Source organism: Pseudodesulfovibrio tunisiensis (assembly GCF_022809775.1).
Lineage (GTDB): Bacteria > Desulfobacterota > Desulfovibrionia > Desulfovibrionales > Desulfovibrionaceae > Pseudodesulfovibrio > Pseudodesulfovibrio tunisiensis.
Window position 1 is genome coordinate 104,304 of the sequence record NZ_CP094380.1, and the last position, 21,703, is coordinate 126,006.

24 protein-coding genes are annotated in these 21,703 nt (G+C 59.4%); 10 read left to right on the forward strand and 14 right to left on the reverse strand.

The genetic code is table 11. The features are described 5' to 3' along the window. Positions 1-123: 123 nt before the first annotated feature. Positions 124-1,641 carry an adenosine deaminase family protein gene (locus MPN23_RS00525; protein WP_243545522.1) on the forward strand — a complete coding sequence of 506 codons (1,518 nt, stop codon included), beginning with the start codon at positions 124-126 and terminating at the stop codon, positions 1,639-1,641. Between the two features lie 62 nt (positions 1,642-1,703). On the opposite strand, the gene MPN23_RS00530 is transcribed toward MPN23_RS00525, so the two are convergent. Further along, positions 1,704-3,662: a molybdopterin biosynthesis protein gene (locus MPN23_RS00530; protein ID WP_243545523.1), complete on the reverse strand. Its 1,959-nt coding sequence runs from the start codon at positions 3,660-3,662 to the stop codon at positions 1,704-1,706. Between the two features lie 4 nt (positions 3,663-3,666). Continuing rightward, complete coding sequence (locus tag MPN23_RS00535; protein WP_243545524.1) at positions 3,667-4,875, reverse strand: aminopeptidase; 1,209 nt, start codon at positions 4,873-4,875, stop codon at positions 3,667-3,669. 297 nt (positions 4,876-5,172) lie between these two features. On the opposite strand from MPN23_RS00535, the gene MPN23_RS00540 reads away from it, so the two are divergent. The 5 genes from MPN23_RS00540 (at position 5,173) to MPN23_RS00560 (ending at position 8,289) form a co-directional block, all read left to right on the forward strand. Continuing rightward, positions 5,173-5,361 (forward strand): ferredoxin, encoded by a 189-nt coding sequence (locus MPN23_RS00540; RefSeq protein WP_243545525.1) that lies wholly within the window; start codon positions 5,173-5,175, stop codon positions 5,359-5,361. Positions 5,362-5,603: 242 nt separating this feature from the next. Beyond that, the gene (locus MPN23_RS00545) at positions 5,604-6,416 is read left to right on the forward strand and encodes a YkgJ family cysteine cluster protein (RefSeq protein WP_243545526.1); all 813 of its coding nucleotides are present in this window, start codon (positions 5,604-5,606) and stop codon (positions 6,414-6,416) included. 2 nt (positions 6,417-6,418) lie between these two features. Then, positions 6,419-6,781 (forward strand): hypothetical protein, encoded by a 363-nt coding sequence (locus MPN23_RS00550; protein WP_243545527.1) that lies wholly within the window; start codon positions 6,419-6,421, stop codon positions 6,779-6,781. Positions 6,782-6,798: 17 nt separating this feature from the next. After that, on the forward strand, positions 6,799-7,419 hold the full coding sequence (locus MPN23_RS00555) for a tetratricopeptide repeat protein (protein WP_243545528.1): 621 nt from the start codon (positions 6,799-6,801) through the stop codon (positions 7,417-7,419). A gap of 174 nt (positions 7,420-7,593) precedes the next feature. Next, complete coding sequence (locus MPN23_RS00560; RefSeq protein ID WP_243545529.1) at positions 7,594-8,289, forward strand: DVU0298 family protein; 696 nt, start codon at positions 7,594-7,596, stop codon at positions 8,287-8,289. A gap of 362 nt (positions 8,290-8,651) precedes the next feature. Here the strand turns inward: MPN23_RS00560 and MPN23_RS00565 are convergent, their stop codons facing one another. The 4 genes from MPN23_RS00565 to MPN23_RS00580 form a co-directional block, all read right to left on the reverse strand. Then, positions 8,652-9,302, reverse strand: coding sequence for a BON domain-containing protein (locus MPN23_RS00565; protein ID WP_243545530.1), 651 nt, complete (start codon positions 9,300-9,302; stop codon positions 8,652-8,654). A 50-nt stretch (positions 9,303-9,352) separates the two neighbouring features. Continuing rightward, positions 9,353-10,975, reverse strand: coding sequence for an ArnT family glycosyltransferase (locus MPN23_RS00570; protein WP_243545531.1), 1,623 nt, complete (start codon positions 10,973-10,975; stop codon positions 9,353-9,355). Beyond that, a complete protein-coding gene (locus MPN23_RS00575) occupies positions 10,975-11,550 on the reverse strand; it encodes a phosphatase PAP2 family protein (protein ID WP_243545532.1) in 576 nt (191 codons plus the stop codon). Before MPN23_RS00575 ends, MPN23_RS00570 begins: the two co-directional genes overlap by 1 nt. Before the next feature lie 91 nt (positions 11,551-11,641). Then, positions 11,642-11,926, reverse strand: a complete 285-nt coding sequence (locus tag MPN23_RS00580; protein WP_243545533.1) for a hypothetical protein — start codon at positions 11,924-11,926, stop codon at positions 11,642-11,644. A gap of 204 nt (positions 11,927-12,130) precedes the next feature. Between MPN23_RS00580 and prxU the strand changes: the two genes are divergently transcribed. Beyond that, positions 12,131-12,856, forward strand: coding sequence for a thioredoxin-dependent peroxiredoxin (gene prxU / locus MPN23_RS00585; protein WP_243545534.1), 726 nt, complete (start codon positions 12,131-12,133; stop codon positions 12,854-12,856). A 42-nt stretch (positions 12,857-12,898) separates the two neighbouring features. On the opposite strand, the gene MPN23_RS00590 is transcribed toward prxU, so the two are convergent. Continuing rightward, positions 12,899-13,090: a hypothetical protein gene (locus MPN23_RS00590; RefSeq protein ID WP_243545535.1), complete on the reverse strand. Its 192-nt coding sequence runs from the start codon at positions 13,088-13,090 to the stop codon at positions 12,899-12,901. A 249-nt stretch (positions 13,091-13,339) separates the two neighbouring features. Between MPN23_RS00590 and MPN23_RS00595 the strand changes: the two genes are divergently transcribed. Together MPN23_RS00595 and MPN23_RS00600 are read left to right on the forward strand one after the other, a co-directional pair. Beyond that, complete coding sequence (locus tag MPN23_RS00595) at positions 13,340-13,717, forward strand: rhodanese-like domain-containing protein (RefSeq protein WP_243545536.1); 378 nt, start codon at positions 13,340-13,342, stop codon at positions 13,715-13,717. 14 nt (positions 13,718-13,731) lie between these two features. Continuing rightward, positions 13,732-14,475, forward strand: coding sequence for a sulfite exporter TauE/SafE family protein (locus MPN23_RS00600; protein ID WP_243545537.1), 744 nt, complete (start codon positions 13,732-13,734; stop codon positions 14,473-14,475). A 55-nt stretch (positions 14,476-14,530) separates the two neighbouring features. Here MPN23_RS00600 and MPN23_RS00605 read toward each other — a convergent pair whose 3' ends face one another. After that, positions 14,531-15,049 (reverse strand): hypothetical protein, encoded by a 519-nt coding sequence (locus MPN23_RS00605; RefSeq protein ID WP_243545538.1) that lies wholly within the window; start codon positions 15,047-15,049, stop codon positions 14,531-14,533. Positions 15,050-15,423: 374 nt separating this feature from the next. Between MPN23_RS00605 and MPN23_RS00610 the strand changes: the two genes are divergently transcribed. Further along, positions 15,424-15,687, forward strand: a complete 264-nt coding sequence (locus MPN23_RS00610) for an RNA recognition motif domain-containing protein (protein ID WP_243545539.1) — start codon at positions 15,424-15,426, stop codon at positions 15,685-15,687. A 242-nt stretch (positions 15,688-15,929) separates the two neighbouring features. On the opposite strand, the gene MPN23_RS00615 is transcribed toward MPN23_RS00610, so the two are convergent. Genes MPN23_RS00615 through MPN23_RS00640 form a run of 6 tightly spaced genes read right to left on the reverse strand, consistent with a single transcriptional unit; the run spans position 15,930 to position 21,323 of the window. Beyond that, positions 15,930-16,733 carry a tetratricopeptide repeat protein gene (locus MPN23_RS00615; RefSeq protein ID WP_243545540.1) on the reverse strand — a complete coding sequence of 268 codons (804 nt, stop codon included), beginning with the start codon at positions 16,731-16,733 and terminating at the stop codon, positions 15,930-15,932. A 33-nt stretch (positions 16,734-16,766) separates the two neighbouring features. Next, complete coding sequence (carA, locus tag MPN23_RS00620; protein ID WP_243545541.1) at positions 16,767-17,894, reverse strand: glutamine-hydrolyzing carbamoyl-phosphate synthase small subunit; 1,128 nt, start codon at positions 17,892-17,894, stop codon at positions 16,767-16,769. Continuing rightward, the gene (gene kdsB / locus MPN23_RS00625) at positions 17,891-18,634 is read right to left on the reverse strand and encodes a 3-deoxy-manno-octulosonate cytidylyltransferase (RefSeq protein WP_243545542.1); all 744 of its coding nucleotides are present in this window, start codon (positions 18,632-18,634) and stop codon (positions 17,891-17,893) included. Before kdsB ends, carA begins: the two co-directional genes overlap by 4 nt. 19 nt (positions 18,635-18,653) lie before the next feature. Then, complete coding sequence (locus tag MPN23_RS00630) at positions 18,654-19,940, reverse strand: 3-deoxy-D-manno-octulosonic acid transferase (protein ID WP_243545543.1); 1,287 nt, start codon at positions 19,938-19,940, stop codon at positions 18,654-18,656. After that, on the reverse strand, positions 19,940-20,854 hold the full coding sequence (locus MPN23_RS00635; protein WP_243545544.1) for a D-alanine--D-alanine ligase family protein: 915 nt from the start codon (positions 20,852-20,854) through the stop codon (positions 19,940-19,942). The genes MPN23_RS00630 and MPN23_RS00635 overlap by 1 nt, the downstream gene beginning before the upstream one ends. Then, the gene (locus MPN23_RS00640) at positions 20,820-21,323 is read right to left on the reverse strand and encodes an HDIG domain-containing metalloprotein (protein ID WP_243545545.1); all 504 of its coding nucleotides are present in this window, start codon (positions 21,321-21,323) and stop codon (positions 20,820-20,822) included. Before MPN23_RS00640 ends, MPN23_RS00635 begins: the two co-directional genes overlap by 35 nt. Positions 21,324-21,703: the final 380 nt, after the last annotated feature.

A 21,703-nucleotide genomic window follows, 5' to 3' on the forward strand; every position in this document is an offset into this window, starting at 1 on the left:
CGAAGCTGGAAAATCGATATCCCGGCTTGTCCCGAATCCGGCCGGATGGTATTTGGAAACAATCCATTGTGGACGGGATCGGAAACACGGCAGGGAGGCTGGATGATGCATGGGATTCGCGGCATGAAACAGGTGATGGCATGGGCGCTGCTCCTTCTGTTCATGGCAACGGCATTGGGGTGCGCTGCTCGCGGGCATGAAGGCCGGGACAACGCTGTCATGGCTGCGGCTTCGGCGTTCGAGGAGGTTCGGGATGATCCGGTTCGCTTGCGGGCCTTTCTGTCCGAGTTTCCCAAGGGCGGGGAACTGCATTCCCATCTGAGCGGCGCTGTGTATGCCGAGGATTTTCTGCGCTGGAGCATGGAACAGGGATTATGCGTGTCAACCGAACCTCTGGGGTTGAGCCAGCCGCCGTGCGGGCCGGGGACGCAGCCTGCGGAACAGGCCTTGGGCGATGCGGTGCTGTACGGGCGCATGGTGGACTTCATGTCCAACCGCGATTTCGATTGCACCCGGGCCATGTGGGGGCATGACAATTTCTTTGCCACGTTCGACCGCTTCGGCCCGGCCTCGGACGGAAATACCGGAAAAATGCTGGCGCAGGCAATGCAGGAGGCCGGGCAGGGCAATGTGCTGTATCTGGAGCTGATGAAATCCTTTTTCCCGCCGGAGCTGAAGGGGGCTGCGCGCAAGGCCGGATGGGACGGAGATCCGGATGCGACGTTCGAACGGCTGAGACACACCGGAGTGTTCGAGACCATTCCTGCGGTACGCGCACAGATTCGCGCCGTGGAACAGGAGGCTGCCAGGCTGGTTGCCGGAACCTCGGGACAGGGCGTGACCGTGCGCTGGCTGGAGCAGTGCATACGCGTGCTGCAGCCTGAAGCGGTTTTCGCCCAGTTTGCCTATGCCTTTGCCCTGTGCCGGGACGAGCCGCATGTGGTGGGGTTCAATCTGGTGGCTCCCGAGGACAACCCCGCATCCATGAGAAACTATGCGTTGCACATGCGCATGATTCAGGGATTGCGCAAACATTTTCCGGAAACCAGCGTGACTCTGCATGCCGGGGAGTTGCGTCTGGGGCTGGTGGAACCCGAGGGGTTGCGGTTTCACATTCGGCAGGCCGTGGAGGTGGCCGGGGCAAAACGCATCGGCCACGGTGTGGACCTGCCGTTCGAGGAGGACATGCCCGGTCTGCTGGCGGGCATGCGGGAAAAGGGCGTGTCCGTGGAAATATGTCTGTCGAGCAACGATCAGATCCTCGGAGTGAAGGGCGACCGACATCCGTTGCAAACCTATGCGTCGGCCGGAATTCCGATTACGCTCAACACGGACGACGCGGGCGTGGCGCGCATCGACCTGACGCATGAATACCAGCGCGCCGTGCAGGAGCACGGATTCGACTATGCGGCCATTGTCCGGGCCTCGCGCAATGGGTTGGAACAATCCTTTCTGCCGGGCAGAAGTCTTTGGAAGGATGCGGACTCGTTCACGCCCGTGGACGGCTGCAACGGTCCGGACGGGGTGGCCTCGCAGGCATGCGAAGCTGCGCTGGCTGGCAGTGAAAAGGGCATGCTTCAGTTGAAGCTGGAGAAACAACTGCGGGATTTCGCGGTCCGGGCTTCGGTACTGGTCCGGTGATTTCGTGACAGAAAAAGCCCGGGGCTGAATGCTCCGGGCTTTTTTCTGTCACGGTTCGGTGCCTAGTGGCCGAGTCCCATGCCCGGTTGCATCTCCCGGCCCGCAAGGTCGGTTTCATAGCCGCCGAGGTCGCGGACAGCCTGCTGCAGGCGCGGAGAGCGCACCAGTTCGAGCAGACTGACGATGCGGGGATCATTCAGATGTGCCGTGGGAATGACCAGATCATACCTCTCGTGGGCCAGCGGCACGAAGTCCAGCTCAAGGGCCTTTGCCGCGGCATAAATGCCCAGTCCGCAGGAGGCGGCCCCGGTCAGCACGTTCACGGCCACGGCCATATGCGTGAATTCCTCGTTGTCATACCCCTGCACCGAGCGCGGATCGATGGCGGCCTGTCTGAGGTGATGGTCGAGCAGAATTCGGGTCCCGGCTCCGCGCTGACGGTTGATGAAGCTCACGTCCTCGCGCGTCAGATCGGCCACTCCCTGAATGTTCAGGGGATTGCCCTTGCCCACGATCAGGCCCTGATGACGGATCGCGAGGTTGATCACGGTCACGTCCATGTCCGGCAGATAGCGTTTGAGGAACGGGAAGTTGAAATCGTTTGTTTCCGGATCGAACAGATGTGCGCCTGCAAACAGGGCGGAGCCTGCCTTGAGCGCGTTCAGTCCGCCCATGCTGCCTGCGTGGCTGGACACGAGACGGAGCGGTTCGGCAAGGCCCATGAGTTCGTTGGCCAGCAGGTCCAGCGTATTGTCGTGGCTGCCCACATGCACCAGCACGCGGTTCATTTCCGCTTCGGGAACCAGCAGTTCCGCGCGCAGGGTTTCACCCTGTTCCACCCCTTCGGATTCCTCGGGAACATAGGCCACGGCCTGTGCCTTGGTCATGGTGGTGATCATGCCCGCGCCGCGAGCCAGAGGCGCGCCGATCAGCCTGTCGCCGATGCGACCGCAGGCCAGCCGAATGGCCTCGCGCATGCCGGGTTTGGACGGGGTCTTGCGGGCCATGACCACTTCGGCTGTGGCCCGGGCTGGTTCGGCCTTGCGCATGAGCCACGATGCGATGGGGGCAAGAATCTTTTCGTGGCAGACCACGGCGCTGACCGGATAGCCCGGTGCGCCCACAAGCAGGCGCCCCGGATGCCCCGAGCGTTCGTCGGTCACGGCAAGCAGGGTGGGTTTGCCCGGCATCACGCTGATACCGTGGACCAGCACCTTGCCCAGCGAGGAGAACACGGTTCTGGAGAAGTCCTTGCTGCCAGCCGAGGAGCCGGCTCCCACGATCACGATGTGATTGCCCTTGTCCAATGCGTCGAGCACGGCCTGTTCCAGAGCCGCAGCACAATCCGGAACCGGTGTGGACCATGTCGCATCCATGCCCCAGGATGCGGCGTAGGCGCGGAAGACCTGTGAATTGGATTCAATGACCTGCCCGGCCTCGGGTTCGGGATGATCCCGGAAGTTCAGCACTTCATCGCCCGTGGGCAGAAATGCGGCCCGGGGACGTTCATGAACCGTCACTTCATAGAGGCCGGCGGACAGAAGCGCACCGAGGTCGCAGGGCGTGAGTTCCCGGTTCTGGGGCAGGAGCAGTTCCGTGGCCACGATGTCCTCGCCGATGCGGCGAACGTGCTGCCACGGAAAGGCCGGGGTGTCCACTTCGACGGTGACTTCGTCCACCTGCACCACGTTTTCGATCATGATCACGGCATTCATGCCCGAAGGCAGGGGATTGCCCGTGTTCACGAACTGGAATTGATCGGGGTGGGACAGGCGCACGGGCAGGTCCTCGCGCGCGGCAAAGGTGTCCTCGGCCCGGACGGCAATGCCGTCCATGGCCGCGGAATGAAAGGTCGGCGAGGAGCACCGGGCGATCACGGGAGCAGCCGTGACCCGCCCGGCCGCCTCATGAGTCGGCACGGTCTCCACGCCCAGCAGCGCGTCGCGGTCGAGGTTTTGCTTGGCCAGAATCACGGCCTGTTCCGGAGGCACTGTGCTGAGGTAGATGTTCCGTTTGCTCATGATCCTACTCGTTTTTGAATTCGCCGTTTTCGTAGATGACCACTTCGGAGCCGTCTTCCAGTGTTGCGGTCACGGTCTTGGGTTCGGTGTTGACCAGATCCCAGTGCAGGGCCGAGGAGTTGAATCCGAGTTCATTTTTCTTGGCCGTGTCCAGCGTGGATTGATCCCCGGCAAAGGTGTCGGCGTAGGATGCGCCCACAGCAATGTGGCAGTTGCCGTAATCGCCGCCGAAGTTTTCGTCGAACAGGGTATTGGCCATGAATTCGCTGATCTGGGAGAAACGGCGGTCCGTGAGGGAGAATTCTCCGATGCGGGCGGCCCCGGGGTCCATCTGGAGCTGCTTTTTCACGAAATCCTCACCCTGCTTGGCCTGCACGTCCACGGCAACGCCTTCGTCGTTGAAGGACAGACGCACACCTTCCACGAAGTTGCCGGAGCGGTAGGAGGGCTGGTCCGCGTAGTACACGCCCCGGGTGTGGCGGTGGTCCGGGGACAGGAAGATTTCGAAGCTCGGAATGTTGTGGCCGGAAACGCCGAGCCACTGGCCTGGCTGCTCGCCCGGCACTACGGTCAGGTCGGTGTGTTCGGATTTGATGTGCAGGGAGCGGATGCCGAGGCCGTTGAGCCATGCCTTGACCTTTTGCGCGTCCTCGAACACCGATGCCCATTTGGCGGGCGGGTTTTCCTGATCCAGATAGCAGGCCTTGACCACCTGCTGCTTGAAATCATCCAGTGACATGCCCGCGGCTTCGGCCATGGCTTTGGTCGGGTAGATGCACAGGGTCCAGCCGAAATCCCCGGTCTGTTCGCGCGCGTCCATTATTTCGCGCATGAATTTGCGCGCCACTGCAGCCATGCCGATGCGGCCGGAATCCACATCCTTGAGATGGGTCAGGGACGAGGGCGCGATCAGGGAGATCAGGCCGTTCAGATTCCCGGTGAATTCCCGGTCCCCGGGCGCAATGGCCTTGAGCTGTTCGTCGGTGCCCTTGCCGTAGAAGGACAGGTCCATCTTCGGGGAGGGGTTGGCACGTACGATCGGACACAGTCCTTTTTCCACGAGCAGGTCGTACATGGCCTCGGCCAGAGGCAGAGCTTCAAGATCGTAGCGGAGCAGAATCAGGTCTCCGGTCTCATAGGGTTTGGTGCGGGCCGTAGCCAGTCCCCACCACAGGGTTTCCGCGTATTTTTTGAGTTCGTCTTGTGTGAACATGTGTATATCCTTCCGTTAAATAGGGTAGCAATCGGCCTGATAGGGTAAACGAGTCGGGGCGCAATCACAACCGGGTTTCATTTGCGCGACTTCAGGCACCTGAAGGCAAATCCCACATCTGTCTTGACACAGGGCTGGCATGGTTATATCAGCAATCCGAGTCCGGTGTTTTTGCTCCGGATTGTCGCATTAACGGAAGAGACCCGTCGAGAAACGCGAATAGACTGCGATCGGCGGAAAACTCAACAGGCCTTTGACCCGAGGCCAACCCCGCAAAAAAGTATCTTGGAGGGAAAAATGGGCTACAGAATTACTGTCGACAATGACAAATGTGTTGGTGACGGCGAATGTGTTGATGTCTGCCCCGTGGAAGTCTACGAGCTCCAGGACGGCAAGGCTGTTCCCGTGAACGAGGAAGAGTGCCTTGGCTGTGAATCCTGCGTGGAAGTTTGCGAGCAGGACGCCATCACCGTCGAAGAAGATTAGTCTCGGATAATTCCGATCACGTCCGGGAGCGGCGGTCCTCTGCCGCTCCCGGCTCGTATTTTCTCTCGGGGGATTCTCCTTCCCCACGCGACCGCAGGCATTCCCCCCGCAGGCGGCTTTCCGCGAAAAGGCCGGAAAATTTCCCCTTTCATGGTTGACGGCCGCCATATCCGACTTAATTACACAAAGCATTGACATCGGCCCGGGACGCGTATGCGCTTCCGGTGGAGGAGCAGAGACCAATGGCCCTGGATTTCAGCGAATTTTTCAAGAAGTACGAAGCCGTTGTCGCCGAAGTGGACGCCGTGTTCCAGAAGTTCGAGCACGACGCAGACATGGGCGAACTGGTCAAGTGCGGCAAGGGGTGCAGCGACTGCTGCAACGCCCTCTTCGACATCACCATGGTCGAAGCCATCTATCTGAATCACAAGTTCAATCAAGCCTATTCCGGCATGGAACGCAGCAGGATCATGGAGCGCGCCGACAAGGCCGATCGCCAGATCCACAAGCTCAAGCGCAAGGTTTTCAAGGCAAGCCGGGATGGCGCAGGCGCCCGCGAGGTGCTGGAAGAAGTCTCCCGCGCACGCGTCCGCTGTCCCCTGCTGTCGGATGACGATCTCTGTTCCCTGTACGAGCATCGTCCCATCACCTGCCGTCTGTACGGCGTGCCCACGTCCATCGGCGGCAAGGCACACACCTGTTCCCTGACCGGATTCAAGCCCGGCGAAAAATATCCCACCGTGAACATGGACATCATTCTGGACAAGCTGCTTGCCCTCAGCGAGGAATTGTCCAAATCCATCGGTTCCCGTTTCAAGGGGCTTGGTGAGATGCTCGTGCCCGTGTCCATGGCTCTGATCACGGATTTCAATGAAGGCTATCTCGGCGTGTCCGAGAAAAAGGCCGAGCCCAAGGCCGAGAAAAAGCCCGCGCCCAAACCAGCTGCCCCGGTTTCCGATGCCTGCGGTTCCTGTTCTCAGGACAAGTCGGCTTGCGCCAGCTGCAAGGAAAACACCGTGGTGCTGGGCGGCTACGTCAAGGGTGAAGAGGAGTAGCCATGTCCGATCTGCCCGAACAGCCTCTGACTCCGCAGGAGATCGAAGAGCGCAAGCGGTTCATGTATGAGAAGATGTCGCCGCGTCGGCGCAAGTTCGTGGACCGCATCGGTTACGACAAGTGGGACCCGTTCGCTGCGCCCTTCGACCCCATCGATATCCGCACGGATACGTCCGGCCACACCGCGCATCAGCTTACACAGCTTTTCATCCGTGACATGGGCAGTCAGGTGAATCAGGAATTCATCGACGCGGTGAGCGAGTTCAACGTGATGTTGTGCATGAATTTCGAAAAGGTGCGGCCCATCTACGAATATTGCCTCTGGTATTCCCGTTTTCTGGAAAAGCAGGGCATCAAGCTTTAAAATCAAGGACGATTGTCATGGAACAGTTCGACAACATCGATGATTACATCGCGGACCTCAAAGGCAAACTCCAGGGCAACCCCGGTTGCGGCAACACCCATTACAATCTGGGCGTGGCCTTTCTGGCCAAGCGCGAGTTCATGGAAGCCGAACGCGAGTTTCTGGAAGCCGTGGCAAATTCGCCCAAGATGGCGGAAGCCTATGTGCAGCTCGGCGGTATCGCCCTGCAGCGCGGCGATCTGGACGGTTGCCTGAACTACAACAACGAAGCCACCAAGCAGCGGCCTTTTTTCGCTGTTCCCTGGGGCAACATCGGATTCGTCATGCTTCAGAAGGGCGACGTGGATCATGCCATCAAGGCCCTGAAGCGTTCCCTGAAGTACGATCCCAAGTTTGTGCAGGCCCTGTCCACTCTGAGCAGCGCCTACATGATTCAGGGCGATTTCGAGGAGGCCGAAGTCACCTTGGCCAAGGTGCTCGACATCCAGCCGCATTTCGGTCCGGCCTGGAACAACAGGGCCATCATTCACGCCAGCCGCGAGGAATGGAGCAAGGCTTCCGAATGCCTGAAAAAGGCCGAGGAGTCCGGTTTCGACGTTCCCGAAGAGCTGCGTTCCGAGGTCGAGGCCAACTGCTAGGTCCTTTTCGACGCTTTATCTGCAAGCCCTGTCTGCGAGTGTGGACAGGGCTTGTTTTTTTTGTCGATTCGAAGCATTGCCATTCTTGAGAATGTTTCCTGTCTGGCTTTCCTTTTCATGAATCCTGTGCGAGAATCATGCTGAAAATAAAGGATATTCCGAAAGGAGACAGATATGTCGAGATTTCGTCAAATAAAGAAGGATGTTCGGAACATATTGGCGGCCGAGGATTGGCAGGATCGGCTGACGGAACTGGATGCCTGGGCTCCGGGGCTGCTTGCGCCGCCTTTGTTTTCCCTGCGGCTGGACAGGGACGAGAATGTCCGGTGGCGGGCCGTGGTCGCGTTTGGCATGACTGCCGCGCGCATGGCCGAAGCTGGCATGGAAAAGGCCCGAGTGCTCATGCGCACCTGCATGTGGTACATGAACGAGGAGTCCGGCAATCTCGGCTGGGGCATCCCGGAATTCATGGCCGAAGCCATGGCCCGGCATGAACGGCTTGCAAGGGAATTTCACACCATTCTGGCTTCCTACATCTATTGCGACGAAAAGTGCGACGGCAATTTTCTGGATCATCCCGAGCTGCGGCGAGGCGTGCTTTGGGGGCTTGGTCGTCTGGCGCAGGTCCGGCCCGAACTCGTGAGTCAGGGCGAGCGGTTTCTCATTGCGGCTCTGGACGAGGATGACCCGTACAATCGGGGCTATGCCGCTTGGACGCTCGGTATCCTCGGGGCCACCGAAGCCCGGCCCGCTCTCAAGGCTCTGTACGGCGATGCTCGGGAAATCCGGCTGTTCGATCAGGGGCAAATCATGGATGTCACTGTGGAGACCTTGGCCAGACAGGCTGCGGAGAGTCTGGGGCTGAAGTAGGAGATGCCTTCGGCGACCCTCCCGGGAGGCCGGGCGCTGCCCGGACCCGCCAAGGAGCAAGGCCCCTTGGATCCCCATATGTTTCGAGAATTTGAAGAGGCTGGATGCATGCCCTGCCGGGACATGCATCCAGCCTCTTCAAATTCTCGAAACGGGTGGTCCGAAAGAGATGTTTTTCCTTTGTTTGCCTGTTCCCCCCGAGTTGTGTTTTTCGACAGGACAGGTATTCGCGTTTCCGCGCTCAACTACGCCGCCCAACGAGCCAGACAAGTTCCCTTGTCCTTTCAGGCGGCGTAGAGCCAAAATGCTTTGGGAGATTCTCAAGAACCTTTTCTCGAAAAGGTTCTTGAGCCGTCGGAGACTTACTTCTGGTTGGCGGAGCAGACTTTCCGATCCGCAGGAGCTGTTTCGGGCTGGGTGATTTTGACGTAATCCACGACCTCGGCGATGCCTTGGGTGTTGCGGACCACGTTCAGGGCAGCGAGCTTGTCGGCCGGGGTTTTGGCCACGCCCATGACAATGGCGTTGCCTGCGACGACTGCGGCCCGGATGCGGGAGGTGCCGACTGCGCCGGTTCGCGAGAACTCTTCGGAAATGGCTTGGGCAAGTCGGATGTCTTCGCCCGGGGTGTCGTGGTCTGCCGGGTAGAACTTGACCGTGATGACCTGAAGGCCGTCCACGCCCGAAGCCACGTTGACGGCATGGTCGGCAGCCGTGCGCGTGGCAAAGCTGCCCACGAGATAGGCGTGGCCGTCGAACACGTATCCGCGCGCCGAACGGATGGCGTTGAGCTGGAGCCGTTCGTTCAGGCGGCGTTCCAGCACCTTGTCCGGCAGGGCGTACCGGCAGTTCGGGTCGATGCTGTCCGCAGGAATGTTGCCCTCGGCCCAGATGACCGCATCATACGCGGTCATGGCGCCGCCAGCCACCTGCACCACGGGATACGCGGCGCAGGCCGGAAGCATCACGACAAGGCCGAACAGAGCCAGAGTGCGGAATGCGGTTTTGATCATCTCCAATATATACCCATTGGTCTAGAGATTGTCTACGGCATCTCTTCGAGTCAGTTCTTCACGGCAAGGATGTAGCTCTGCCCGGAGATTTCCTGCCTGAGCACCGGGAGCAGCCCTTCGGGTCTGTTCTTCCATGGCGTCCAGTGCTTTTCGCGGATGACCAGTATCGCCCTGTCCAGCCCCCTGATGCGGGCGGCAATGTGGTTCAGGTCCGAGGATTCCGCGATGTCGCTTCCCGCATAATAGGTGAAGATGCCGGAATATATCTTGTAGGCGAACGGAGTGTGTCCGTCATCGATGTAGCGTTTCATGGTCTGGCCCGTGAGTTTGGGACTCATGGCGTTGTCCAGTGACGGGGCAACCAGAGAGCCTACGGGATAGAGCCAGACCGTGAGGGCCAGAGCCGCGAAGATGAGGCCGGTCCTGTGGCCCGACCTGCGCAGCAGGAAAAAGCCTACGCCCAAGGTGATGAGCAGGGCTGCGGCAATGCCGAGTCCGCGCACCGGGACCGGAAAAGGCAGAAAGTCTCCGCCCAGAAGCAGGCCCGCGCCGAGCAGGCAGAACAGTCCGGCGGCCAGTGTCCACCATCGGGCTGCGCGCTTGGCGGGAAGTTCTGTCAGAGCCAGGGCCGTGAGAATGGCCAGAGGCGGGAACAGGGGCAGGATGTAGACCAGCACCTTGCCGCTCAGGCTGGACAGGAACGCGAAGCCGCTCAGAAACATGATCCAGAGGAAGGTGTTCGGGCCGGCGTATTTGCGGTCCGCGAACAATCCGGTCCAGAAGTCGGCAGTGCCCATCGGACGGAAGTTCACGGCGCCGGCGAACAGGGTCCACGGAAGCCATGCCAGCGGGAATGCGATGAAATAGTAGGCCAGGGATTCCTTGTGGTGGAACGTGTTCGTGGCGCGCTGGATCACGTGCTTGCCAAGTACGGTGTCCAGAAGAAAGGACGGACCTTCCGCGATCATCACGCCTGCGATCCAGAGCAGGATCATGCCCAGCATGGCGAGCAGACCAAGGAGCATGGGGCGCGTGAACAGCTTTTTGAATTGTCCCTTCCACGCGAGGAACAGGCCGGACGTGAGCAGGGGAAAGATGATGGCGAGCGGTCCCTTGATGAGGGTTCCCAGACCGCACAGGGCAAAGGCGATGACGGGCCAGCGCCCCTGCCTGTCATTGGTGAACGCCTTGTAGAAGCAGGCGTGAGCCAGAATGATGCAGGCTGCAAAGAGCAGGTCCATGCGCGAATAGTGGAACAGGGCGGTGAGAAAGAACGTGGAGAGCAGGACCAGTGACGAGCCCGCGCAAACGGATCGGGAAAATTTCAGGGCGCGGGCCAGAGCATGGGCCGCAAACAGGAACAGCAGGCCGGACAGGGCCGAACCGATGAAGAATACGGTGGGCATGTCTGCGGGTGTGAGCTTGTCGATGAGCCACAGAAACCAGAAATAGACCGGCGGCTTGTCCGGGTAGGGCTGGCCGTTCAGGGAGAGCACCAGCCATTTTCCGTGCTGCACGAGATTCTGGTAGGCGTTGGCGTACCGGACTTCGTCCGAGAACCAGAGGGCGCGGTTGTTCAGCGTGAACCATGTCTGTGCAATGACCACGGCGGTCATGGAAAGCCAGGGGTGGCGCTCGAAAATGTTCCAGAGGGTGTCGGCGATTCGTTTCATCAGGATTTCCTTGGGGCAAGCAGGGTGACGGCGAGGCCGGTCACGGAACCGAGCAGCCAGCCGAAAAAGACGTCGGACGGGTGGTGCCAGCCGAGATAGACGCGGGAAAAGCCCATGACTGCCAGCAGAATGCCGAGCAGTACGGACAGCCAGGGCAGGCAGTATCGGAGGCCGAGCGGCAGGGTCCAGCCCGTGAATTCCGTGGTATGGCCCGAGGGCAGGGAATGCTGTGCGCCGCGGGTGGTCAGCGGTTCGAACCACTCTCCCTGTCCGGGGCGGGGGCGGCCAATGGTCATTTTGGTGAAATGTACGGCGAGCAGGGCTATGACCAGCTGCGCGCCGAGCCAGACGAACACGAACCGCTTGCGCGACGTGTCCCGGGAACGGAAGGCGCGAAAGACCATGACCGCATAGATGACGTAGAACAGGCTGTTGCCCCAGCTGGTGAACCAGGCGAGCCACGATGCGAGTTGCGGGCTTTGGACTCGTTCAGCCTGAAAGAATTGGACGATGTCCGCTTCGGAACCTATCTGGAAATGGATCACGCCCAGCACCGCGAGGAGCGGTGCGGACATGATCAACCAATGCTTGATGTGGCGGATGCAATGCATGAAGGCGTTTGTAGGCCATCATGCGCTGTCCGGCAAGTGCCGAGAGGGCCCCCGGTCAGCAGGACGGCTTCCGTGCCGGGCACTTGCCGCTTTCCAGACAGTAGGCATCCACGAAGCCGCTGAGCTGATTGCCCAGATACACGCATCGTTTGCCGTCGAGACAATCGTTCGCGTCCGCGCGTTCCAGATGCGTGGACATGACGTTGCCGTCCTTGTTGAAGGTAATGATCCAGCAATCCTTGGGATTGTCGAAATCGACGGACATTTCTATGCCGTGCTTGTCTATTTCCGGATACATTTCGCGAATCTTCATTTCCAGTTTTCCGGGATCGGCGGTCATGGCTGGTCTCCGTGTGGGGCGTAGGTGGGGCCTCACGGTCGCGCCCTGTCGATCCGTGAAGCATTTTTCGGTATCATAGGCCGTCAGTCTTTTTTCGAGGATTATAACCATGCGTGATCGGGAATGATGTGATATGCGTCATGGACGAAATCTTTGGTTGCGGCAGTTCTTGTTCGGGAAAAATCAATATCCGGAGGGATAGCCATGCCGGAAAAGAAGATCGGATGCGCCAGACCCACGGGCGGTCTGGTGGGAGAGTCCGCCCCCTGGGGCGATTCCGTGGAGAATGCACCTCGGCCAGCGCAAGGAGGAACGCCGATGATTCAGGTAGGCAGGAAGGCGCCGGATTTTTCCGCGCCCGCATATGTTGATGGGGAGTTTTCCTCGGTCACGCTTTCCGAATATCTCGGGAGCTGGGTGGCGTTGTGCTTCTATCCCGGTGACTTCACCTTTGTCTGAGCGACCGAGATTTCAGCGGTCGCTGAAAAGAATGCCGAATTCGAGAAGTTGGGCGTACAGGTGCTTTCCATGAGCGTGGACAGCATGTTCGTACACAAGATGTGGGTGGATCACGAATTGTCCAAAATGATCACGGCAGGCACCGTGCCGTTCCCCATGCTTTCCGATGGGGGAGGCAATGTGGGCAAGGCCTACGGCGTCCATGACGAGGAGGCCGGAGTGGATGTGCGCGGTCGATTTTTGATCGATCCGGATGGCGTGATTCAGGGCTTCGAGGTGCTTTCGCCGCCCGTGGGCAGGAATGTGGGCGAAACCCTGCGCCAGATTCAGGCGTTTCAGCTTGTTCGGGCCAGCGAGGGGAGTCAGGCCACGCCGTCGGGGTGGCGGCCCGGCAAGTCCGTGCTCAAGCCCGGCACCGATCTGGTCGGCAAGGTCTGGGAGGAGTGGAAGGTTTCGATGGCTTTCGACTAGAATGATCCCGCCCGCAGGCCGCTGGTCTGCGGGCGCTGCTTCCTATTCGTCCTTGTCCTCGGGATAGGGGACATGCGTGTATTTTTCCCAGATTTCCTTTGGAGCATTCAGCTCTGTCAGGATTTCCGCCATCTTGTGGCCTTCCTTTTTCCAGTACTTGTCGGTGTTGTCGGCGCATTCGAAAGGGATGACCAATGTGCCGTCTTCCGTGAGATATGGTTTGCTGTCACTCATGCGGCGAATTATTTCAGGAAACCGCGGGTATGGCAACACGCTGAATCTGTCGGAAGCAGGTCGGGCAAAATCATCGTGCCTGCCCGCTGCAATCGCGCAAATGCATTGACGCAATGTTTCTCCGGGCGTAACACGTAGTCCGCATTCGGCTTTTTGTTGAATGATGTGTGTTTTCGGGCACGGCAGGCGCCGTCTTTTTTTATATTGATATTTGGTGATTTTGCCAAATAGACCATTGGAGAGACTGAAATGGAACGGATTGACGAAATTCTTTCTGAGATGGATTTTGATTTCTTCGGCACTGGAGAACACGCTGTCCCTGCGGATGTTGCGGCCAAGCTGGCCAAGGAAGGCAAGGCGTTCTTTCTGGATGTTCGCACCCGCGAGGAAGTCGCCTGCCTGGAGTTCCCCTTTGCCGTGAACATTCCCCTGCACGAATTGCCGGCGCGGATTGACGAACTGCCCAAGGACAAGCTGATCGTGGTTTTCTGTGCTGCCATTTTCCGTGGCGCAATGGCCTACACGTATCTCCTGCACAAGGGATTCGACGAGGTAAAGGGCGTTTCCGCTCCCACGGAAGCGCTTGCCACGCAGTTCAAGCCCGGCCCGTTGTACAAGCTCGGCTGATTCGGATTTCGGACATGGACGCATATTCGCTTTCCGCGCTCGCCTTTGGGCTGAGTTTCGTTTTTGCTCTGGGCGGTGTGGGATCGGCTCTGGTGCTGGTTCCTGTCATGCACTGGTTCGGCGTGCCTCTTGTGGAGGCGCGCCCTACCGGGCTGTTCGTCAACACGGTCAGCCTGATCGGTGCCAGCGTGTCCAATTTCAGGAAGGGCAAGCTGGATTTGGCCCTGTGTCTGCCCATGATCGGCGGGTCCGTGTTTCTTGCTCCTGTCGGAGCCTATGTTTCGACACTGCTTGAGGAACGGTTCGTGCTTGGCTGTTTCGTGGCCTTTCTGTTCTTTTCCGGCACCATGATGCTGTTTTTCAAGCGGGCCAGATATGCGAACCAGTATCGGGAGGATCGGCCTCTGACTGTGCTGACGAGCATCGGAGCCGCAGCCGGATTCGTTTCCGGCCTGCTTGGCGTCGGAGGCGGCGGGCTGATTTCGCCCCTCATGGTCATGGCGGGATTCAATCCGAAACGCATTGCCGTGGTTACGGCCCTTGTGGTGCCATTTTCTTCGCTGACCGGATTCGCGGCCTATTGGTCCATGGGACATTTCAATCCCGGCATGGCCCTGCCTGTGGGCATTGCCGCCTGTCTCGGAGGTTATCTGGGCTCGCATGTCATGCATACCCGTCTTTCTCCGATGGCGGTCAAACGATTTCTGGCTGTCGCAGTCCTTGTTTTGGGCATGCGCATGCTTTTCAAGGTCATCTGACCTGACCGGGCAAACGGAGCGGCGGTTGCGTTGCTTCGTTTGCCCCGGTTTCGCCCTACCACGCCTCCAGAAGCGATTTCCCGTTTTTCCGTGCGTCAAGTTCCCTGTGCAGGGGGAGATGGTACCGTATGGACTTGGCCTCGCCCGTGGCGTCGTTGTACTTGAGCTTGTAGCGGAAATCGCGCTCCGGGAAGTCCCAGACATAGACCGACCATCCGTCCTCGGCATAGGCCTGATCCGGTTCGCGTTGCAAGCCCTGCAGCAGACTGGACAGCAGCACCTCCTTGGTCCGACCCCATTCCCGGATGATTCTGGCGTACAGCCTGCCCTTGGCAAAGGCGAAGACAATCAGCGGCGCGGTTGTCTCGTAAATGCGGTGCGGTTTGCATGGTCCGATGTAATTGTAGTAGTCCACATCGCCGCTACTCCTGTATTTCACAAAGTATCCCTGCGTGTTCAGGTCCCGGATGTCCGCGCCAAAGGGCGGATACATGGTGTCGAACGGCTCTCCGCAAAAAGCCGTCGTGGAAAACATGATTGCAATGGCCCAGAAAACAAGAATAAATTTTTTCATTCCATACCTTTCTTTCTGGAGAAAAACAGTGATGGGCTCCTCTGTTCTGTTCTCGGCCATAGCATGAGCGGTTCGTTCGTTCAAGTCGCCTATGCTGTCAAGATGGCTGCTTAAATTTTTTTTCACAAAGTTTTTTCATTTTATTTCAATTGGTAAGGCGTAAATCCAACGCTGGAAACCGTTTTTTGAGGGCTGATTCACACTGAAATATGTTGACGAGATTCGGTGTTTGCATATAGGGGGAATTTGTTGAGAGGACGGCGGAGGTCGCTGCCGTGCAGCAAGGGCCATAATGCGTCGTCGTGTCCGTATCTGCCTTGAATCATTGGCTGCGGGCACAGTGTTTTTGTTTTTTTATCTTTCGGAGTGTTCCTTTGGCTAAGAACATCTATGTCGGCAATTTGTCCTGGTCCACCACCAACGAGGATCTTCATTCCCTGTTCGCCGAATACGGCGACGTGACTTCTGCTCGTGTCATCGAAGACCGCGAAACCGGCCGCTCCCGTGGTTTCGGTTTCGTGGAGATGGACGACGACGGCGCCACTAAGGCCATCGAGGCCCTGAACGGCTCCAACTTCATGGGTCGCGACCTTCGTGTGAACGAAGCGCGCCCCCGCGAACGCCGCCCCCGCTGGTAAGCGGTTCCGGTTCGCAAAAGAACAAGCCCGCCGTCAGGTGGGCTTTTTTTGTGCCGCTGGCAGCTTGGGGAACCTGTTTTTACTGTCAGATGTTTTTGGGGATATATCCGTTTCTGGAATTTGAAGAGGCCTTGCTCCTTGGCGGGTCCGGGCAGCGCCAAGCCCCCCGGGAGGGGTGCCGAAAACCCAAAAAAAGAGCAGCCCCGCAAGGGACCGCTCTTTTCGTCTTCATGCATTGGCGTCTACTGGCTCATTTTCTTCTTGGCGAACTTGAGCATCTTCACGGCCTCGGCGAAGCCGGGATTGATTTCCACGGCGCGCTCGGCAGCCTGCGCCATCTTGGGCCATTTGCGCCAGTCGTAGTAGAGCCGTCCGATGTTGAACAGCAGATATTCGTCATCCGAGGACAGGGAAAGCGCCTTGAGATAGTACTTTTCCGCTGTTGCGAAGTCCTGCATCTTGCGCAGGACCATGCCGATGCGGTTGTACAGGTGTATGGCCCCGGGATCGTCCTGAAGAGCTTCCTCAAGCAGGGAGAAGGCTTCCTGATAGCGTGCGGAATTGATGTACCGATCGGCGATGTCGGCCTTGAGGTCCGTATCACCGCCGAAATCCGCGATGAGCTGGTCGAACACGGACTTGGCCTTGTCCCATTCCTGGCCGTCCAGAAGCGATTGGGCCTTGGCGAGTTCGGTGGTCTTCCTTGCTGCCATGGCCTGAATGTCTTCCTGCACCTCGTCGTTGACCAGACTCTGCAATTCCTGAAGCAGGGCACGCATCTGGTCCAGCAGCTTGCGTTCCTGACCGGGATCGTAACTGATCACCAGCGGGTATATCTTGCGCAGGCTCGCGTCCGAATTCAGGGTATAGGTCACCTTCTGAAGCAGCTCCTCGAATTCGGTCTTCTCGTTTTTCATCACCGGGTTCTTGAGGATGATGATCAGGGAATCGTGTACAGCCTGCACAGCGGGCATGTACTTGCCCTTCTTGAGCAGGGAGCCGATGGAGTTGAGCTTCTTTCTGGCGCTTATGAGCTTCGTGGACATGATGTTGCTCTTGGTTGAGGTGAGGATCCGCCGTTATTTGCCCGTATTCGTCCTGACCATCTCCCTGAACCGCGCGAAGAAGTAGCGGCTGTCGTGGGGACCCGGGCCAGCCTCGGGATGGTGCTGGATGGCCAGAATGGGTTTTTCCTTGTGCCGGAATCCTTCGAGAGTCCGGTCATTCAAGTTAATATGCGTGGATTCCAGAAAGTTCAAGCCCTCAATGTCCACACAGAAGCCGTGGTTCTGGGACGAGATTTCGATTTTCTCGGTAGCCAGGTCCATGACCGGGTGGTTGCAGCCGTGATGTCCGAACTTGAGTTTGTAGGTCTTGCCGCCCAGAGCCAGTCCCAGAATCTGGTGGCCGAGGCAGATGCCGGCAGTCGGGAATTCCTCGGACAGTTCACGGGCGGCGCGAACCCCGGTTTCCACGGCTGCGGGGTCTCCGGGACCGTTGGAGAGGAAGATCGCGTCCGGGGCAAGGGTCCTGACCGCGTCGGGGTCGAAATTGGAGGGGACCACGATCATGTCGAATCCCTCGGCCTGAAGCAGGCGCAGGATGCTCCATTTGATGCCGAAGTCGTAGACCACGAGCCGGGGACCGTTGTCCTTCCATGCGAAGTCGGCCATGTCCGTGATGAAGTCCGGGGTCTTGCCGTTCCAGACGTAGGGACGTTCCGTGGACACGCGGTCCGCAAGGTTGAGACCTTCCATGGAAGGGAGGCCCTTGGCTCTGGCGATGAGGTCGTCCGTGGAAAGACCGTCACCCGTGCCGATGTAGCCGCGCATGGCGCCGTTCAGGCGCAGGTGGCGGGTCAGGGCGCGCGTGTCGATGCCTTCGATGCCCATGACCCCGGCCTGTGTCAGGTAGTCGGGCAGGGACATGGAGGCTCGCCAGTTGCTCGGCTGCTTGCAGCATTCCTTGACGATGAAGCCTGCGGCCTGAACCTTGCGGGATTCGAGGTCCTCGGGATTCACGCCGTAGTTGCCGATCAGGGGATAGGTCATGGTCACGAGCTGTCCGGTATAGGACGGGTCCGTGAGAATCTCCTGATACCCGGTCATGCCCGTGTTGAAAATGACCTCGCCGCCAGCCTCGCCGCCGCCGGTGAAGCAGGTACCGTGAAAAAGTGTTCCGTCCTCAAGGGCCAGGATCGCTTTCATTGGTTCTTCTCCAGAATGGTCTTCACCGATTCGAGGTCCGCAGGGCGGTCCACGCCGTGGCAGGCGTGATTCGTTTCGGTGACGTAAATGTCGATGCCGTCTTCGAGCAGCCTGAGCTGCTCCAGCTTTTCCCGCTGCTCGAGAGGGCTTGGGTCCAGATGCCCGAACCGGACCAGAGCCTCCATGCGAAAGGCGTACAGCCCGATATGCAGCAGATAGCTGTGCATTTTGCCGTCCCTGTCAAAGGGAATGGGTGCGCGTGAAAAATACAGCGCCCGCCCGTTTTGCGCGCGAACAACCTTGACCCTGTCCGGGGACATGGCTTCTTCCGGGCCAATGGCCGAGGCCAGAGTGGCGACCTTGACCTTGGGCGACTCGAAGGGGCTGAGCAGGTCTTCGAGCATGGTCGGTTCCAGACAGGGTTCATCGCCCTGAATGTTCACCACGACCGCGTCGTTGTCCAGTTTCAGTTTGCGGGCCGCCTCAAGGACGCGGTCCGTGCCGCTGGTGTGATCGCTTGAGGTCATGACCACGGGCACGCCGAGTTCGACGGCCGCATCATGGATGCGCTGGTCGTCGGTGGCCAGCGTTACGCTCTTGAGCAGAGGGCATTGGCTGGCCCGGCTGTGGACGTGCCAGAACATGGGCTTGCCCAGAAGATTCGCCAGGGGTTTGCCGGGAAACCGCGAGGATTCGTACCTTGCGGGGATGATGCCGTGGCATTCGGGAAATGTGTTCATGGTCGCGCGCTCTGGTCTCCTATACGTTATCAAGGAATTGGGCAATATGTTTGCAGACGGTTTCCGCGCCGCCCAGCCTGTCGCCGATATAGGCTCGGGCCCGGGTCGAAATCGTGGTTCGCTGAGTTGGATTCTTCAGGATTTCGAGGAGTTCGGACAGGGCGGATTCATGGTCTCGTGCTTCCACGGCAAGGCCCTGATCAATCACTTCCCGCCCGACCCAGGCGAAATTCTTCCAATGCGGACCGATGACCGGGATCACGCCGCAGGTCATGGGTTCAAGAAAGTTCTGTCCTCCGAGCGGAGCCAGACTGCCGCCCACGAATGCGGCCTTGGCAAGCCCGTATGCCGGGAGCATCTCGCCGAAAACATCCCAGATGATCACGGTGCCCGGAGTGGCCGGGCCCGAGAGTTCGGACCGGAGTTTCCAGTTCAGTCCCGCGCCGTCCAGAAGCGTTTTCCAGCTGTCCACGCGGTGCATGTGCCGCGGAAACAGGCCGAGCACGGTTCCCGGGACACTGCGCATCAGACCGCGCGCCATGGCCGCGACCTCCTCTTCTTCCTCCTTGCGTACCGATCCGAATACCACGAAGTCGGTCTCGGGCGGAAGCAGGTCCCTGAGTGGATTGTCCTTCCGGGCCATGGGACCGGCGGAAACCATGCGGTCGAACTTGATGTTCGGCATGGTCGCAACCCGATTCCTGCCGAACAGGGTGGCGAACCGGCTTGCGTCCGCCTCGGATACGGCCAGAGTCAGGGCCGGGGCAAGCTCGCGGAACAGACCGGGAACCGCCAGATACCCGCCGAGGCTCTTGGGCGTCATGCGGCCGTTGGCCAGAAGAACCGGAACATGGCGTTTCTTGCAGGCAGACAGGAAGCCCGGCCATATTTCGGTTTCCAGAATTACGGCCAGCCTGGGCCGGACATGCGCAGTCATGTCATCCATCAGGGAAGGAGCGTCGAACGGAAAATACCAGGGCTGCACGGCCAGTCCGTTGCGCTTGCCGTTGATCTCGGCTGCTGCTCGCTCAAGGATTTCCATGCCCTGAAGCGTGTTGGTGGTGACCAGTACGCGCAAAGGTGCCTTGGCCGGGGCCTTGAGCTTGCGCAGCACTTCCCACGCTAGGAACGCCTCGCCACCGCTGGCCGCCTGTACCCAGACATCGGCATGGGCCGGATAGCCGCTCTTCAGGGTGCGCTGGTTCCAGCCCTGCTTCAGACGGTGGTTGAACCGGAGCAGCGGCATGGCAGCCTTCCAGCCGAGGTCGTAGACGGGCAGGAGCGCCCGGACAAGGGATGCGGACATCAGCGACCTCTTTGTTCAAGCCCGAGGCGGATGAGTTCCGCGATCAGACCGTCGAAATCGTATCCGACCTGTGCCGCCGCCTGAGGCAGCAGGCTTGTCGCGGTCATGCCGGGCAGGGTGTTGAGTTCCAGCAGGTACGGCGTACCGTCCGGGCCAAGAATGAAATCCGCCCGGGAATAGCCGGTCAGTCCCAGCGCCTTGTGCGCTCGCAGGGAATGTTCCTGAATCATGCGGGTTACGGATTCGTCCACGGGCGCGGGGCATATCTCCTCGGCGCCGTTCTGGGCGTACTTGTTGTCGTAGTCGAAATATTCCGCGTTGTTGCGCGGGCGAATCATGATCAGGGGCAGCGGCGTTTCGTCCAGAATGCCGCAGGTCAGCTCCATGCCCGGGATGTAGCGCTCCACCAGAGCCGACTGGTTCATGGCGAATATGGTTTCCAGAGCCGGGCCGAGTCTGTCTCCGGCGCGCACCAGAGCCATGCCCAGACTGGAACCGCCCTTGTTCGGCTTGACAAAGACCGGATAGTCGAGGCGGAGGTCCGGGGCCAATCCGTGCACGCGGCTGATGAATTGCCATTCCGGAGTGGGGATGTCGTTTGCCTCGAACACTTCCTTGGATGCCGCCTTGTTCAGGGCCAGATAGGAAGGCGTGGGCGAGGACCCCTGATACGGACAGCCCGCCGCGTCGAGCATGGCCTGGAACAGGCCGTCTTCCCCCGGGGTGCCATGCAGGTTCATGAAGGCGAAGTCCGCCTTGGCGGCTTCGCGCATCAGGTCCTGGAAATTCAGGGCAGGGTCGATGAGTCGGACTTCGTGCCCGAGTCTTTCCAGGGCGGCGGCAATGTTTCTGGCACCGGAGAGTGAAACTTCCCGTTCGTCAGACCAGCCGCCCGCCAGTAAAATCACATGCATTCAAATCCACCTTGAGGGTTGTGCTGAGTAAAGATTCCAGATGATGGGCCTGATCGTGGGTCTCGCGGATGCGGGACCGGATGTAGGGGGTGGCACCGTAGCGTTCGTACAGATCGTCGAACCGGGAGTCCATGGTCACCACGGTATCGTGGCGCACACGCTTGTCCGCGTATTGCACGGCAAGGGGCAGGAAATGCGACTTGAGGTCCATTTCCCAAGGCCAGTAGACGTGATGCAGTACACCAGAGGCTATGGCCGGGTTGCGGGTCAGGGACAGGGCCCAGGCTCCGCCGACCTGGCTGTGGTCGCCGCCGTGCAGGATGCAGTATGTCTTGGCGATGTCGTGCAGCAGGGCCGAGGCGCGAACCGCGGCCACGTTCACGGACAGGCCCATGTCTTCGGCTGCCTGCGCCAGACGTGTTGCCACTCTGGCCACGGTCAGGCTGTGCTCCATGATGTGTTCGGCCATCCCGAATTTCAGCCAGTATTCGGCGCAACGCCTGTCGTCAGGTATGTCCCATGCCGGGGCCGATCTGATGGGCGGCGGCGGAGGGAGCATGACCAACGGGGGCTGGTCCGTGCTGGTCGGCTGTTTCCTTTCTTGCATGATGAATACGGAGGGTTCGGGTTGCGGCCCGGCGGAACATGCCGGGTCGAAAAGTATTTTTATCAGCCCGGGCGCGAAAAATAAAGCGCGATGGCAAGGTAAAACTTTTGCCGTTCATGAAAAAATGTGCGGAAGCGGCATGAAATTTGAGATTTTCCTTGATCTAATTCCAGTATGGATTTATGGATTTTTTCCAACCGGCTTGATTGCCGACGCACCGGCGCCGTCGGTGCGGCTAGGTA